Here is a 15822-nt window from a genome sequence, read left to right on the forward strand (position 1 = left end):
CCCCTGCCCCGGCCCTTTAGTCTGGTCCCGTACCGAATGGAGGGACAGCATGTACGGCTGGATCTGGCGGCATCTGCCGGGCAATGCGTGGGTGCGCGGGCTCATCTCGCTCGTACTGGCACTCGCCGTCGTCTATGTGCTTTTCCAGTACGTCTTCCCGTGGGCCGAGCCGCTGCTTCCGTTCGGCGACGTGACGGTCGACGGCACGAGCGGAACGGGGGCCGGCCAGTGAGCGCCCGCATCCTTGTCGTCGACAACTACGACAGCTTCGTCTTCAACCTCGTCCAGTACCTCTACCAGCTCGGCGCCGAGTGCGAGGTCCTGCGCAACGACGAGGTGACCACGGCACACGCCCAGGACGGCTTCGACGGCGTTCTGCTCTCGCCCGGCCCCGGCACCCCGGAGCATGCGGGCGTCTGCGTCGAGATGGTGCGCCATTGCGCGGCGACCGGCGTCCCGGTCTTCGGCGTCTGCCTCGGCATGCAGTCGATGGCCGTGGCGTACGGCGGTGTGGTGGACCGCGCCCCCGAGCTGCTGCACGGCAAGACGTCGCCGGTGACGCACGAGGGCAAGGGCGTTTTCGCCGGGCTGCCGTCCCCGTTCACCGCGACCCGCTACCACTCGCTCGCCGCCGAACCGGAGACGATCCCGCAGGAGTTGGAGGTCACGGCGCGCACGGCCGACGGCATCATCATGGGGCTGCGCCACCGCGAACTGCCGGTGGAGGGTGTGCAGTTCCATCCGGAGTCGGTCCTGACCGAGTACGGCCATCTGATGCTGGCCAACTGGCTGGTGCGGTGCGGTGATACGGGAGCCGTCGCGAGGTCGGAGGGGCTCGCGCCGGTGGTGGGCAAGGCTGTCGCGTGACCGCACTCCGCCCCGAGCACGACGCCGGTGAGGAAGGCCCGTACGAGCAACGCGCGTACGAGGCCACGGGCGCGTTCGAGGCGGCAGTCGACCAGCTGGCGGACCCGCTGAACGATCCGCTGCCGGGGCAGCACGCCTCGCCGTGGTTCCGGGCGGAGAGCATTCCGGCGGTGACGGCGGACACCGGGGCGGCGCAGGGCCGGCAGTCGGAAGGCCAGGCGCAGGCGTCACAGGGGGCACAGGGGCCTCAGGGGACGCCGCGCGAGTGGTACGACCCCGAGGGGTACGAACGGGACTGGTACGGGCAGCAGGAGCCTGTCGCGGCGCCTCCACCCGCGCCGCCGCTCCCCCGCAACGACGAGACGATCGGTCTCCGGACGGCGGACACCCGGCGCCCGGCCGAGCGGGCGATGACGGCTCCGGCACCGCAAGCAGAGCCGGAGTACGGCACGGAGCCTGCCGCGGCTCAGGATCCCGGTCCGGAGACCACGGAACTCGAAGCGCGCCCGGAACCGCCTGCCGGAGGCCGGGCCGAGCGTCGGCGCGCCGCCAAGGGGCGTGGCCGCCGGCACGGCGAGCCGCAGCCGGAGACCCGGTCGGCGGCGACGCCTGAGGGGCGTCCGCTGTCCCGCGTCGAGGCACGGCGGGCCGCCCGTGCGGCCAAGGACAGCCCGGCCGTGATCGCCAGCCGGGTCGTCGGCGAGCTGTTCATCTCGCTCGGCGTGCTGATGCTGCTGTTCGTCACGTACCAGCTGTGGTGGACGAATGTGCGTGCCGACCAGATCGCCGGGAAAGAGACGCACAAGATTCAGGACGGCTGGGAGAAGGGCCGCAAGCCCGGGGTGTTCGAGCCGGGGCAGGGCTTCGCCATCATTCACATCCCGAAGCTGGATGTGGTCGCCCCGATCGCCGAGGGCATCAGCAAGGAGAAGGTCCTGGACCGCGGCATGGTCGGTCACTACGGCCAGGGCGCGCTCAAGACGGCGATGCCGTCGGCCGCGCAGGGCAACTTCGCGCTGGCCGGTCACCGGAACACCCATGGCGAACCGTTCCGCTACATCAACCGGCTGCGCAAGGGTGACCCGATCGTGGTCGAGACGCAGGATGCGTACTACACGTACGAGATGACCAGTGTCCTTCCTCAGACGTCCCCGTCCAATGTCTCGGTGATCACCCCGGTGCCGCCCGGTTCGGGCTTCACCAAGCCCGGCCGCTACATCACTCTGACGACCTGCACGCCTGAATTCACAAGTACGTACCGGCTGATCGTCTGGGGCAAGATGATCGACGAACGGCCGCGCAGCAAGGGAAAGCCCGACGCGCTCGTCGGCTGAACTACATCACGACAGGGACGGGTGCGGTGGCAGCGAGGACCCAGCAGCAGGACGAGCAGACCGACGAGTCCACGCCTCCGGTGCGGAGCAGGGACCGCCATCTCGTTGCGACCGCGGTCAGCGTCTTCGGCGAGCTGCTGATCACCGCGGGCCTGGTGCTGGGCCTCTTCGTCGTCTACTCCCTGTGGTGGACGAATGTGCTCGCCGACCGCGAGGCCGAGAAGCAGGGCCACACCGTTCGCGACCGCTGGGACGAGGGACCCGGGGCCCTCGACACCAAGGACGGCATCGGTTTCCTGCACGTACCCGCGATGAAGAACGGCGAGGTGCTCGTCAAGAAGGGCACCGACACCAAGAACCTCAACGACGGTATCGCCGGCTACTACACGGACCCGGTGAAGTCGGCTCTCCCCTGGGACAAGCAGGGCAACTTCACGCTGGCGGCGCACCGCGACGGGCACGGGGCGAAGTTCCACAACATCGACAAGGTGAAGACCGGCGACGCCGTCGTCTTCGAGACCAAGGACACCTGGTACGTCTACAAGGTCTACAAGGAGCTCCCCGAGACGTCGAAGTACAACGTCAAGGTGCTCCAGCCGGTCCCCGAGGAGTCCGGCGTGAAGAAGCCCGGCCGCTACATCACACTGACGACCTGCACGCCGGTCTACACGTCGAAGTACCGCTACATCGTGTGGGGCGAGCTGGTGCGTACGGAGAAGGTCGATAAGGATCGTACGGTCCCGGCAGAGCTGCGCTGACCCTAGGATGGCGAAGGCCCGAAGCCGTAACTTCCTTTTGCGGCTTCGGGCCTTCTGCTGTCCTGGCCTATTTGAGCACCTGCAGCTTCGCGCCCGCGCTCCAGGCCTCCAGCAGGCCGCGGTGCACGGCGGTGACGCCGACCTGCATCGCGATGTCGAGCGCCTCGCGGGAGAACGGGCAGGTCGCCATGTAGACGGCCACGTCCGCCCGGTGCAGCGTCTTGGTGCCGACGAACTTCTGCATCTCGCCGCTCCACACCGAGCGGTACGGGGCGAAGTTCTTGCACTGGACGACCAGTCGGCGCCCGTCGGCGGTGTACCCGGTGATGTCGGCCCCGCGGTCGCCGCTCCCGCCGTGGACCTCGACGCCGGTGCAGTCGTCACGGCGCAGCAGTCCGGCGATGTGCTGCTCGAACTCCCGCCAGTTCATGGTGTCGATGGCGGCCATGACTCCGGCGAGGGGACGCTGCTCTTGCGCGCGCTGAAGACGACGCAGCTGGATGTCGTGCCGGACGAGGCGCCGCTCGATCTGCTGGACGTTCTCGCGGAGGCTGATGAGTTCTCGCTGCTGCTCGCAGGACGTCTCGATGAGGGCGTTCAGTATGGGCACGACCGCGGTGCCGAGGAGGCGGGTGAAGCTCTCTTCGCTGAGTCGCGTGATGCGGGCGTCGAGTGATTCGGCTTCGCTGTCACGTCGCGGGGTATCTACGACCGGGTGCGTCCGGGAGGTGTGCTCGACGTCGAGCAGGTACGTACGGACGCGGCGTGCCACCTCACTGTCCCGGAGCAGCATGGCGACGTTCAGGACGGTCCGCCGGGGCCAGAGAGCCATGCTCGAACGGGGCTGTGGATAACTCCGCGGATAGGAACTCAGGGTGAGTTCCTTAAATTTCTGCAGCTCAGCACCCCGGATCACCCTCAGGCCGTTCGATTCGAGCTCCCCCCGATGACGGCTGAGGAGGTTGTTGATGACTGTTTCCGCCACCTCGAAGTAGGCAGCGACCATGGCGGTGGTGACGTGCATACCGTCCGGCAGCAGGGACAGCGCTTTGACTCGGTCGAGTGCCTCCGTCCGCTCCGTGAGGCTCTGACGCAGCGCCTGTGATTCCACCAGTACGACTTCATTGATCATGCTCTTGGCCCTCCGCGTAGCCGTCGGTGCAGCCGGAGTCTGGTGCCCCGCCCCACCTGATCAACGAATCAGTACATATGAAGACACGATCGCTTTACGACTACATGTGCGGTATGCCGGGGTGGCAGGCATCGCGGCGCGCACAGCGAAGAGCCCCGGCCACCGTTGCGGTGCCGGGGCTCGATGGGCGGTTCGGCTCGCGGCCAGCGCTGTGAGCCGGATGGGCCGCCGAAGACGAAGCCGGCGGAGCTGAGCTGACCCTAGGATGGCGAAGGCCCGAAGCCGCAACTTTCTCTTGCGGCTTCGGGCCTCTCTGCGTCCGCTGGTCTCTCAGTCGGCTACTGCAGGACCGGGAGCGGTACCCCGGCGCTCCACTTCTCGAGGTGGCCTCGGTCCACGACCGTGATGCCGTGGGTCTCGGCTATGGCGCGTGCATCGGGTGTGAAGGAGGTGGTCGCTACGAAGAGAGCCACGTCTGCCCGGTGCTGGACCATGGAGGCGCCCAGGAACTTCTGCACTTCGCCACTCCAGACCGGACGGTAAGGGGGAAGTTCTTGCACTGCACGACGACACTGCGGCCGTCCGCGGCCAGTGCGGTGACGTCCACTCCACGGTCGCCGGGGCCGCCGTGCACCACGACGTCGGTGCAGCCGTCGCGGCGAAGCAGGACGGCGACGTGATGCTCGAACTCCCGCCAGTTCATGGCGTCGATGGACGCCATGATTCCGGTGTACGGGCGCGGGCCCTGGGCGTGCTCAAGGTGCCTGAGCCTTTGGTGGTGGTTGCAGAGCTTCCGCTCGACCTTCTCAACGTCGTCCCGGAGCGAGATCAGCTCCTTGCGGTGCTCGCCGGAGGCCTCGATGAGGGCGTTGAACATGGGGACGATGGTCTTGCCGAGGATGTGGGTGATGCGTCGGTCGATGTGGTCGTCGAGGGAATCCGGTCCCCTGTGGACAGAGTTATCCACAGGCTGAATCCGTGCCATGTACTCCACGTCGAGCAGGTATGTTCGCACCTGACGTGCGACTTCACTGTCCCGGAGGAGCATGGCGACGTCGAGGACAGCTCGCCGGGGGAAGAGTGCAAGCGACGCCGTGCGTGACTGGATCCCACTGAGTTGCTTGAAGTAACTCAGTTCCGATCCAGTGAGGACGCGATAGCCGTTGCTTTCGAGCTCTTCACGATGGTCGAACACCATGGCCCGAATGGCGGTTTCGGTTACCTCGAAGTACGTGGCGACCATCGCCGTCGTCACGTGCATGCCGTCCGGAAGAAGAGACAAGGTCTTGACCTTGTCGATGACGTGCGTCCGGTCCACCACGCCATCGCGCAGTGACCTCGACTCCAGCAGAGCTGCTTCGTTGATCATGCTCCTGACCTCCTATGTGTGCAGAAGAGAGGGAAGGGCTCGATACCCCGCCCAATCGATTCAACGAATCAGCACATATGAAGACACGATCGGTTTACGGCTGCATGTGCGGTATGTCAGGCGGAGGCATCGCGGCAAGTACAGCAAAGGGCCCCGGTCACCGTTTCGGTGACCGGGGCCCTTCGCGTTCGTGCTGTGCGGTGTCAGTTCTGTGAACCCGACGGACCGCCGAAGATATTGCCGTTCCCGTTTCCCTTGTCATCCATTGCGGTGAGGGTGATGACGGTGGTTGCCGGGTCTGCCGGGGTGTCCGGCTGCGGATCGATGTTGATGACCCGGGCCTTGTCGTCCTGAGAGCTGTCTTGCGTGAACTTGATGTTCGTGAAGCCCGCCTCATTCAGCTTCTGCCTGGCCTCGGCGACCGTCTTACCCCTGACGTCGGGGACCGGGACCGTCGCCGGCTGCGTCGGGCCCTTGGAGACCTTCAGGACGATCTGGACATCCTTCGGCTGCTGGCTCGGGCCGGCCGGGCTCTGGTCGATGACCGTACCCGCCGGTTCGGTCGAATCCTCCGGCGTCTGAGAGACCTTGGTGAAGCCGTTGCCGTTGAGCTGGGCCAGTGCCTGGTCGATGGTCCGCCCGCGGACGTCCGGCAGGGGCGCTGTGGCCTGCTTGGCGACCGTGATCTTGACCTCGGAATCCCGTTCGGCCTTCGCGCCGCCCTTGGGGCTCTGGTCGAGTACGGTGTCGGGATTCGCGGTGGACGATTCGGTCGTGACGACCTTCACCGAGAAGCCCTTGTCCTCCAGGATCTTGCGGGCGTTCTCCTGGGACTTCTCCGTGACGTCTGGGACCTCGACCTTCGGCGCACCGGTGGAGACGACGACCGTGACGGCCTCGTTCTGCGCCATCGTGCCGGCCTTGGGTGACTGGCTGCAGATCTTGTTCTTCTCCTGGGTCTCGCACGGTTCGCGCGCGCCTACCTTGACGATGACACCGGCGTTCTTCGCGAGATTATTCGCCTCTGCCACGGTCGAACCGACCATGTTCGGCACGTCGACCCTGCCGTTGTCGCCGCTGCCGCCGCCGAAGACGGCCTTGCCGATCAGGATCGCGCCGATCAGCACCAGGATACCCGCGACGATCAGCAGGATCGTCGAGTAGTTGTTCTTCTTCTGGCGGCGGCGGTCCGGGCGCTCGTCGTTTCCGTAGCCGCCGTCGTCCGGATTGACCGGGGGCAGCATGGAGGTCTGGGCGCCGCTCGGGTCGGCGGCGCGCAGCGCGGTGGTGGGCTGGTCGTTGCCGTACCCGTCGTAGCCGCCGTAACCGGCCGCGCCCATCGCCGCGGTGGCGGCGACCGGCTGGCCGTCGAGGCAGGCCTCGATATCGGCACGCATCTCGTCGGCCGACTGGTAGCGGTAGTCCGGGTCCTTGACCAGGGCCTTCAACACGATCGCGTCCATTTCGGGCGTGATCTCGGGGTCGAAGGTGCTGGGGGTCTGTGGCTCTTCCCGTACGTGCTGGTAGGCGACCGCGACGGGCGAGTCACCGATGAACGGCGGCCGGACGGTCAGCAGCTCGTAGAGCAGACAGCCGGTCGAGTACAGGTCGGAGCGCGCATCGACCTGCTCGCCCTTGGCCTGCTCCGGGGAGAGGTACTGGGCGGTGCCGATGACGGCCGAGGTCTGGGTCATCGTCATACCGGAGTCGCCCATGGCGCGGGCGATACCGAAGTCCATGACCTTGACCTGGCCGGTGCGCGTCAGCATGACGTTCGCCGGCTTGATGTCGCGGTGGACGATGCCCGCGCGGTGCGAGTACTCCAGCGCCTGGAGGATCCCGACCGTCATTTCGAGGGTGCGCTCGGGCAGCAGCTTGCGGCCGGAGTGCAGAAGTTCTCTGAGCGTCGACCCGTCGACGTACTCCATCACGATGTACGGGATGGAGACACCGTCGACGTAGTCCTCGCCGGTGTCGTAGACAGCGACGATCGCCGGGTGATTGAGCGAGGCGGCGGACTGGGCCTCACGGCGGAACCGGGCCTGGAAGGACGGGTCGCGGGCGAGATCGGTCCGCAGCGTCTTCACAGCGACGGTGCGGCCGAGCCGGGTGTCGTGCGCGAGGTAGACCTCGGCCATGCCACCACGGCCGAGCACCGAGCCCAGCTCGTACCGGCCGCCGAGGCGACGCGGCTCTTCCATAACTGTTCCAGCCCTCTCCGTCAGTCCCGACCGCACCGGTGTGTGGTCCGGCGGTGTGCTGCTCGCGCATACGGTACCGGCCACGCACTACCTGATCGGCCCACAGCCGTGAGCTGATATCTGACCGGTATCCCAATGTGCAGGTATGGCCCCCGATGTGATGGACGTCACCTCTTGTTGATGACCGCCTCCATCACGGCCTTGGCGATCGGAGCGGCGAGACCACCGCCGGAGACATCGTCCCGGTTGGCGCTGCTGTCCTCGACCACCACGGCCACGGCGACGGGCGAGCCGCTGCTGGTCTTCGCGTACGAGATGAACCAGGCGTACGGCTTCTCGCTGTTGTTCAGACCGTGCTGGGCGGTACCGGTCTTGCCGCCGACAGTGACGCCGTCGATGAGGGCCTTGGTTCCCGTGCCGCTCTTGACGACGGTCTCCATCATCTGCTGGAGCTTCTGCGCGTTCTCACCCGAGAGGGGCCGGCTGAGCTCCTCCTTCTCGTGGGTGTAGATCACGTCGAGGTTGGGCGCCTGCCGCTTGGCGACCATGTACGGCTGCATGAGCCTGCCGTCGTTGGCGACCGCGGCGGCGACCATGGCCATCTGGAGCGGGGTGGCGCGGTTGGAGGCCTGGCCGATGCCCGCCATGGCGTTCTGCGGCCGGTTGTCCTTCGGGTAGATACTCGCGTCGGCGCGGACCGGGGTGAAGATCTCCTTGTTGAAGCCGAACTTGGCGGCCTCGTCCATCATCTTCTGGTTGCCCAGGTCGTCGCTGATCTTGCCGAAGACGGTGTTGCAGGACATCCGCAGCGCTTCCCGGAGCGAGGCGTTCTCGCACGGGATGTTGCCCTCGTTCTGCAGGACGGTGGTCGTCTGCGGAAGCTTGTACGGCAGCGGGGAGTCCGTCTTGCCGTCGATGTCGGTGTAGAGGCCGTTCTCCAGGGCAGCGGCGGCGGTGACGACCTTGAACGTCGAGCCGGGCGGGTAGGTCTCGCGCAATGCCCGGTTGAGCATCGGCTTGTCCTTGTCCTTCAGGAGCTTCTGCCAGGCCTTGGTGTCCGCGTCGGAGTTGCCCGCGAAGGTCGAGGGGTCGTACGAGGGGGTGCTGGCGAGGGCCAGGATGGCGCCGGTCTGCGGGTCGAGCGCGGCGACGGCACCCTTCTTGTCGCCAAGCCCCTGGAAGGCGGCCTTCTGAGCGGCGGCGTTGAGGGTGGTGACGATGTTGCCGCCCTGCTTCTTCTCGCCCGTGAACATCGACAGGGTGCGGTTGAAGAAGAGCTGGTCGTCGTTGCCCGTGAGGATGCCGTCCTCGAGCTTTTCGAGCTGCGAGGCGTCGAAGGCCTGCGACGAATAGCCGGTGACGGGCGCCCACATGGGGCCGTTCTTCCAGGCCCGCTTGTACTTGAAGTCGCTGCCCTTGGTCTCGACCGAGCTGGTCACCGGGCTGCCGTCGACGATGATGTTGCCGCGCTCATGGGCGTACCGCTCGATGCGCACGCGGCGGTTCTCGTCGCGGCTGTTCAGCTCGTCGGCGCGGACGTACTGGAGATAGTTGGTCCGCACGAGCAGGGCGAGGATCAGGACACCGCAGAAGATCGCGATCCGGCGCAGGGGCTTGTTCACGGTCGGACCACCTGGGTCATCTCGGCGTCGGAGGACGGGGCGGGGGCCGGTGCGGGGCGGCGTGCGGTGTCGCTGATCCGGATCAGGATGCCGATCAGGGCCCAGTTGGCGATCACGGACGAACCACCGGCCGCGAGGAACGGCATCGTCATACCGGTCAGCGGGATGAGACCCATGACACCGCCGGCGACGACGAACACCTGGATGGCGAAGGCGCCAGAGAGACCGATCGCGAGGAGCTTCCCGAACGGGTCGCGGGCGGCGAGAGCGGTGCGGACACCGCGCTCGACGATCAGACCGTAGATCAGCAGGACAGCCATCATTCCGGCGAGGCCGAGCTCCTCACCGACGGTGGAGAGGATGAAGTCGGCGTTGGCGGCGAAGCCGATCAGGTCGGAGTTGCCCTGCCCCCAGCCGGTGCCGAGGGTGCCGCCCGATCCGAAGGACATGATGGCGTCGCCGATCTGCTGGCAGGCCCCGTTGGTCGTGTAGCAGGCGAACGGGTCCATCCAGGCGTCGACTCGCTGCTGGACGTGATGCTCGAACGTGGCCACACCGACCGCACCCGCCGCGGACATGAGGAGACCGAAGACGATCCAACTGGTCCGTTCCGTGGCGACGTACAGCATGATCACGAACAGGCCGAAGAAGAGCAGAGACGTACCGAGGTCGGTCTCGAAGACCAGGATCAGGATCGACAGGCCCCAGATCACGAGGATCGGTCCGAGGTCGCGGCCGCGGGGCAGGTACAGACCCATGAAGCGGCGGCTGGCCAGGGCCAGCGCGTCGCGTTTCACCATCAGATAGCCAGAGAAGAAGACCGCGATGATGATCTTTGCGAACTCGCCCGGCTGGATGGAGAACGGGCCGAGGCTGATCCAGATCTTGGCGCCGTTCACCGCGGGGAAGAACATCGGCAGGATCAGCAGGACCAGTGCCACGGCCATGGAGATGTATGTGTAGCGCTGCAGGATCCGGTGGTCCTTGAGTACCAGCAGGACGGCGACGAACAGGGCGACGCCGACTGCTGAGTACAACAGCTGCTTGGGGGCAGAGGGGCTGAAAGCACCGTATTGGAGCTTGGCCAGCGAGATCAGCCTCGGCGACTGGTCCAGCCGCCAGATCAGCACCAGCCCCAGCCCGTTGAGCAGGGTCGCCAGTGGTAGTAGCAACGGATCCGCGTACGGAGCGAACTTGCGCACCACGAGGTGGGCGACGCCGCCGAGCAGGCTCAGGCCGAGCCCGTATCCGAGCATGCCGGAGGGCAGTGTGCCGTCCATGGCAAGGCCCACATTGGCGTACGCGAACACCGAGATGCCGATGGCGAAGACCATCAGGCCCAGCTCGGTGTTGCGACGGCTCGGTGCGTCGATCGCGCCGATCGTGGTCGTATTGGTGACAACGCTCATGGTGCTGAAGGCCCCCTACGGCTTTACTGCTTACCGCACTGCGGGACCAGCTTCGTCTCTTCCTCCGAGAGGCTGGGGCCGGGAGTGGGAGTCGCTGTGGTCGGCTTGGTCTTGGTGGCGGTGGACGTGGTGCCGGACCCGGTGGACGTCTTCGAGAGGTCCGAGCCCGTGCCGCCGGCTTCACCGTCGCCGGTGCGGGGTTTGCTCGCCGCCTCGGCCGCGCGGAGCTGAGCGTCCTTCTTGCAGGCGGACGCCTGGGTCGAGAGCTCGCTGATCTTCTCGCGGGCGGCGGCCAGGTTGCCCTCGGCGATGGTCGCCTCGACCTGCTTGCGCTGGTAGGGCGGGAGGTACTTGAGTTCGATCTCGGGGTGGTCCTTCTCGACCTTCGAGAGCGAGACCCCTGCGAGGTCCTGGCTGATGCCGCGGTACAGCGCCACGTGGTCGCTCTTCGCGCCTACGAAGAACTGGTTCTGGGTCCAGCGGTAACCGCCGTACACGCCACCACCGATGACGGCCAGCGCGAGCACGATGTAGAACGAACGCTTCAGCCACTTGCGGCCGCCGCCGGGCTTGACGAAGTCGTCGTCGGTGTACGCGTCGAAGGAGCCGTCCGGCATTTCGCCGTAGCCGAGGCCGTCACCGCTTCCGGGCGGGCCGAAGCCGCCCGCGGGCGGCGGGACGGGGCGGCCGAGACCGGCCGCCCGGCCGGCCGGGGTGGTCATGGCGTCGCCGTCGTTCAGCTGGGCGGACTGGTTCTCGGCGACCGCGCCGACGATGACCGGGGTGTCGTTGAGCTGCACGCCCAGGGTGTCGTTGCTGTCGACGTCGAGGACGTCGGCGACGATGCAGGTGATGTTGTCCGGGCCGCCGCCGCGCAGGGCGAGCTGGATGAGCTCCTGGATCGTCTCCTGCGGACCCTGGTAGCTGGCGAGGGTCTCCTCCATCGTCTGGTGCGAGACGACGCCGGAGAGCCCGTCGGAGCAGATCAGATAGCGGTCGCCGGCCCGTACCTCACGGATGGAGAGGTCGGGTTCGACGTGGTCGCCGCTGCCCAGCGCGCGCATCAGCAGAGAACGCTGCGGGTGGGTGGTGGCTTCTTCCTCGGTGATGCGGCCCTCGTCGACCAGCCGCTGGACCCAGGTGTGGTCCTGCGTGATCTGGGTCAGCACGCCGTCACGCAGCAGGTACGCGCGGGAGTCGCCGACGTGGACCAGACCGAGGCGCTGACCGGTCCAGAGCAGAGCGGTGAGCGTGGTGCCCATGCCCTCCAGCTGGGGGTCCTCCTCGACCATCATGCGCAGCTGGTCGTTGGCCCGCTGGACCGCCGTACCGAGCGAGGTGAGGATGTCCGAGCCGGGCACGTCGTCGTCGAGCTGGACGAGCGTGGAGATCACCTCGGAGCTGGCGACCTCACCGGCCGCCTGGCCGCCCATGCCGTCGGCGATGGCGAGAAGGCGCGGACCGGCGTAGCCGGAGTCCTCGTTGCCCTCCCGGATCATGCCCTTGTGCGATCCGGCGGCGAAGCGCAGGGACAGACTCATGCGCACCTCGCCCGTCGGCTCGGGGTACAGCCGGTCTCGCGCCACACTGCCCACCCTCCGGTCGGGAGCACGGCCGGGTCCGTTGCCCGGACCGCTGCGGCCCGCTCGCTCCGCTCGCTCATTGTCGTACTACTTCCGCAGCTCGATGACGGTCTTGCCGATCCGGATCGGCGCGCCCAGCGGAACAGGCGTCGGGGTGGTGAGGCGGGTCCGGTCGAGATACGTGCCATTGGTGGACCCGAGATCCTCGACGATCCACTGGCCGTCACGGTCGGGGTAGATCCTGGCATGCCTGCTGGACGCGTAGTCGTCGTCCAGCACGATCGTTGAATCGTGCGCCCGGCCCAGGGTGATGGTCTGTCCCTGCAGCGCCACCGTGGTGCCGGTGAGGGTGCCCTCGGAGACGACCAGCTTTGTGGGTGCCCCACGGCGCTGGCGGCCGGGCTGCTGGCGTTGCTGCGGCGGTGCCGCGGCGGTCTGGCGTGCCTGTTGCGGTCGCGTGTCGCCCGCGTTGCGGCGTGAGCCGCGCTGCGTGACGCGCGTTCCGAACAGGTCGCTGCGGATGACCTGAACGGCCACGATGACGAACAGCCACAGAACAGCCAGGAAACCTAGCCGCATGACCGTCAGGGTCAGCTCTGACATTGCCCCCGCTTCACCCTTCGGCTTGCCGGTAAACGATGGTGGTACTGCCCACGACGATCCGCGAGCCGTCGCGGAGCGTAGCGCGGGTGGTGTGCTGCCCGTCTACCACGATGCCGTTGGTAGACCCGAGATCCTGGATCGTCGAGGGCGTTCCGGTCCGGATCTCACAGTGCCGACGCGATACGCCGGGGTCGTCGATCCGCACGTCGGCGTCGGTGCTGCGTCCCAGCACCAGCGTCGGGCGGGAGATCTGATGGCGGGTGCCGTTGATCTCGATCCAGCGCCGTACCTGCGCGCTCGGCATGGGGCCGGGCGCGGCCGGCGGGTGCCGGTCGGTAGTGGGTGCTCCGGGACGGCCGCTGCCCGGCGGCGGGGCCGCGGGCATGGGCGGGACGGAGCTGGGCGGATAGCCGTAACCGCCGGTGGGCTGCGGGGCGGCGGAGCGCCCGGGGCCGGGGCCGGGCTGTCCGGGGTGGCCCTGGGGAGCCTGCTGGCCCTGCTGCGAGGAACTCGAAGCGAGGGTGCGGCTGCGCACGCGGTAGAGCCCGGTGTCGAGGTCCTCCGCCTTCTCCAGATGAACCTTGATCGGTCCCATGAAGGTGTAGCGCTGCTGCTTGGCGTAGTCCCGGACCAGACCGGAGAGCTCGTCGCCGAGCTGGCCGGAGTACGGGCTCAGACGCTCGTAGTCCGGGGCGCTGAGCTCGACGATGAAGTCGTTGGGGACGACGGTCCGCTCGCGGTTCCAGATTGTTGCGTTGTTGTCGCACTCGCGCTGGAGGGCACCCGCGATCTCGACCGGCTGGACCTCGGACTTGAACACTTTGGCGAAGGTGCCGTTGACCAGACCTTCGAGACGCTGCTCGAAACGCTTCATGACTCCCATGGGGCACCTCCTCCGGTGTTCTCGTCCCTGTACTGCTTACTGATCGTATCCACGCGTCGGGAAATCGGCTGGTTCCCCTTGTCTGCCCAGTGGATGAGTGTCACCCCTCACACGGATCGTAGAGGTGACCGCTCCTCACAGTGTCCCGCACCTGCGGTGTGCTGAGGAGGAGTGGGGGTGACCGCTCCGGGTTCCCGCTTCCCGTCATCCGCTCGGCAAAACAACGGATGTGAATCCGCCCTGTCCAGCGTGCTAATCTTCCGGATGTCGCCAGGCGCTCGCACCAACAGGTGGGAGAGTCTGAAAGCACCACTCATGCGCGAGTGGCGGAACGGCAGACGCGCTGGCTTCAGGTGCCAGTGTCCTTCGGGACGTGGGGGTTCAAATCCCCCCTCGCGCACAAGAGAGAAGCCCCACAGGCCAACGGCCTGTGGGGCTTCTTCGTTCCCGGACGAGGTGGTTGGCGGCGGGGCGACTTTCGTCGTGCGCAGTCGCAACGAAAGAAAGGCGTCGCGTGTGCGAAGGGCTGCCTAGGGTGCGGGGCGTGTACGCGATATCGAAACTCCGGGCCGGGTGGCAGTGGTGTGCGGCGCCGGAGCTGTGGTCGCGGCGCAGGACGGCCGGGGAGGCTGTGCTGGCCGTGGTGCTCGGGCTGCTGGCCGCGGGGACGGAAGAACTGCTGCGCGGCGGGGAGCTGCGGCTGTGGGTGGTGCCGTCCATGGTCGTGGTGCTGTCGCTGCTCAGGCGCCGGCTGCCCGTGAGCGTGCTGGTGGTGACGTCCGCCCTGGCCGGGCTCTCCGGCGGATTCGCGCTGCTGCTGATGGTGGTGGCGTGGAGTTCCGGGCGCCGGATCGCCGGGGCAGGACGGGCGTTGGGGGCGTTCAACACCTCGTACGTCCTCTACGTGGGTGTGACCGTTGCGATGACCTGGTCGGAGCTGCGGCCGCTGACCCAGGTGTTGTTCACCACCCTCTACTTTTTGGCGACGACGCTCGTGCCCGGTCTCGCCTGCCGGTACTGGACGCAGCGCCGGACCCTGCTGCACGCCCTCCAGGAGCGCAATGCCCAGCTGATCCGGGAGCGGGCCATGATCGTGGGGCAGGCGCGGCTCATGGAGCGCCAGCGGATCGCTCAGGACATGCACGACAGCCTCGGTCACCAACTCGCGCTGATCTCCGTCCATACGGGGGCGCTGGAGGTCGATCCGGAGCTGACGGTTCGGCAGCGCGAGGCGGTCGGTGTGCTGCGCGGTGCCTCGGTCCATGCCATGCATGAGTTGCGGGAAGTGGTCGGAATTCTTCGGGACGGCGTCGAGGGACCCGGGCGCGGCGGCGAGGACGGGCAGCGGGCGGCGCGGGGAACCGCGGGCATCAATGAGCTGACGGAGGCGGCGCGGGCCGCCGGCAGCGCTGTGGAGCTCCGTCGTACGGGGGAGAGCCGGGCGCTCGCGGCTGCCTCGGACCATGCGGCGTACCGCATCGTCCAGGAGGCACTGACCAATGCGTACAAGCACGCACCGGGCGCGGCCATCACGGTCGAGCTGCGCTATGAGCCGGATTCCTTCGTCGTCGAGATCGTCAGTGGTCCGCAGCGGCCCGCACAGACCGTGGGTGAGGTGGTCAGCGGCGGGCAGGGACTGCCCGGGCTGCACGAGCGGGCACGGCTGGTCGGCGGCATGGTGCACACCGGGCGGACCGAGGGCGGCGGCTTCCGGGTGGCCGGTGTGTCGCTGATCGGTGGGTTCGGCCTGTATTTCTTGGTGAGAGAGATGGACAGGGCGATGATCGATCCGAGCCAGTACCGGGCGATCAAGATCGGGTGGCGGAGGACGAGGTGCGGGACCAGCTTCCCGCAGGGGATACGTTCATGTCGGCCGGGCTGGACGGCGCGGGGCCCGAGGAACCGGCCGGGGCGCGGTGTCTGGTCCTGATGTCCTCAGAGGTGGGCGACAGCTTCAGTACCGAGCCGGTGTTCCGGTTCTGCTTCCGGGACGGCAGGCTGATCGAGAAGAAGTCCTATGAGGTCCCCAGTAGATGAGGCGGACAGGACGAGTGCGGGGGT

Annotated in this window: 14 protein-coding genes and 1 tRNA gene; 6 read left to right on the forward strand and 9 right to left on the reverse strand. The window is 67.4% G+C overall.

Translation table 11 applies throughout. The features are described from left to right. Positions 1-49: 49 nt before the first annotated feature. Genes OH809_RS21605 through OH809_RS21620 form a run of 4 tightly spaced genes read left to right on the forward strand, consistent with a single transcriptional unit; the run spans position 50 to position 2959 of the window. Positions 50-232: a hypothetical protein gene (locus OH809_RS21605; protein WP_037702041.1), complete on the forward strand. Its 183-nt coding sequence runs from the start codon at positions 50-52 to the stop codon at positions 230-232. Then, entirely contained in the window at positions 229-867 is a 639-nt protein-coding gene (locus OH809_RS21610; protein WP_406420830.1) for an aminodeoxychorismate/anthranilate synthase component II, read from the forward strand. Before OH809_RS21605 ends, OH809_RS21610 begins: the two co-directional genes overlap by 4 nt. Next, on the forward strand, positions 864-2201 hold the full coding sequence (locus OH809_RS21615; RefSeq protein WP_406420829.1) for a class E sortase: 1338 nt from the start codon (positions 864-866) through the stop codon (positions 2199-2201). Before OH809_RS21610 ends, OH809_RS21615 begins: the two co-directional genes overlap by 4 nt. Positions 2202-2227: 26 nt before the next feature. Next, positions 2228-2959: a class E sortase gene (locus OH809_RS21620; protein ID WP_406420828.1), complete on the forward strand. Its 732-nt coding sequence runs from the start codon at positions 2228-2230 to the stop codon at positions 2957-2959. Positions 2960-3026: 67 nt separating this feature from the next. Here OH809_RS21620 and OH809_RS21625 read toward each other — a convergent pair whose 3' ends face one another. The 9 genes from OH809_RS21625 to OH809_RS21665 form a co-directional block, all read right to left on the reverse strand. Beyond that, entirely contained in the window at positions 3027-4091 is a 1065-nt protein-coding gene (locus tag OH809_RS21625; RefSeq protein ID WP_406515450.1) for a restriction endonuclease, read from the reverse strand. Between the two features lie 338 nt (positions 4092-4429). After that, positions 4430-4585, reverse strand: a complete 156-nt coding sequence (locus OH809_RS21630) for a restriction endonuclease (RefSeq protein ID WP_406420826.1) — start codon at positions 4583-4585, stop codon at positions 4430-4432. After that, a complete protein-coding gene (locus OH809_RS21635) occupies positions 4549-5409 on the reverse strand; it encodes a restriction endonuclease (protein WP_406515451.1) in 861 nt (286 codons plus the stop codon). Before OH809_RS21635 ends, OH809_RS21630 begins: the two co-directional genes overlap by 37 nt. A 254-nt stretch (positions 5410-5663) precedes the next feature. Continuing rightward, a complete protein-coding gene (gene pknB / locus OH809_RS21640; RefSeq protein ID WP_406515452.1) occupies positions 5664-7661 on the reverse strand; it encodes a Stk1 family PASTA domain-containing Ser/Thr kinase in 1998 nt (665 codons plus the stop codon). 167 nt (positions 7662-7828) lie between these two features. Next, complete coding sequence (locus tag OH809_RS21645) at positions 7829-9283, reverse strand: peptidoglycan D,D-transpeptidase FtsI family protein (protein ID WP_406515453.1); 1455 nt, start codon at positions 9281-9283, stop codon at positions 7829-7831. Continuing rightward, complete coding sequence (locus OH809_RS21650; RefSeq protein WP_406420822.1) at positions 9280-10692, reverse strand: FtsW/RodA/SpoVE family cell cycle protein; 1413 nt, start codon at positions 10690-10692, stop codon at positions 9280-9282. Before OH809_RS21650 ends, OH809_RS21645 begins: the two co-directional genes overlap by 4 nt. A gap of 23 nt (positions 10693-10715) precedes the next feature. Further along, positions 10716-12233, reverse strand: a complete 1518-nt coding sequence (locus tag OH809_RS21655) for a Stp1/IreP family PP2C-type Ser/Thr phosphatase (protein ID WP_406516270.1) — start codon at positions 12231-12233, stop codon at positions 10716-10718. A 129-nt stretch (positions 12234-12362) separates the two neighbouring features. Then, positions 12363-12878, reverse strand: coding sequence for an FHA domain-containing protein (locus OH809_RS21660; RefSeq protein ID WP_037702017.1), 516 nt, complete (start codon positions 12876-12878; stop codon positions 12363-12365). 10 nt (positions 12879-12888) lie between these two features. Further along, positions 12889-13761, reverse strand: a complete 873-nt coding sequence (locus OH809_RS21665) for an FhaA domain-containing protein (protein WP_406420821.1) — start codon at positions 13759-13761, stop codon at positions 12889-12891. 317 nt (positions 13762-14078) lie between these two features. On the opposite strand from OH809_RS21665, the gene OH809_RS21670 reads away from it, so the two are divergent. Together OH809_RS21670 and OH809_RS21675 are read left to right on the forward strand one after the other, a co-directional pair. Beyond that, positions 14079-14161, forward strand: a tRNA-Leu gene (locus OH809_RS21670). Positions 14162-14305: 144 nt separating this feature from the next. After that, positions 14306-15691, forward strand: coding sequence for a sensor histidine kinase (locus OH809_RS21675; RefSeq protein ID WP_406420820.1), 1386 nt, complete (start codon positions 14306-14308; stop codon positions 15689-15691). The last annotated feature ends 131 nt before the right edge of the window (positions 15692-15822 follow it).

It is taken from the genome of Streptomyces sp. NBC_00873 (assembly GCF_045207415.1).
Lineage (GTDB): Bacteria > Actinomycetota > Actinomycetes > Streptomycetales > Streptomycetaceae > Streptomyces.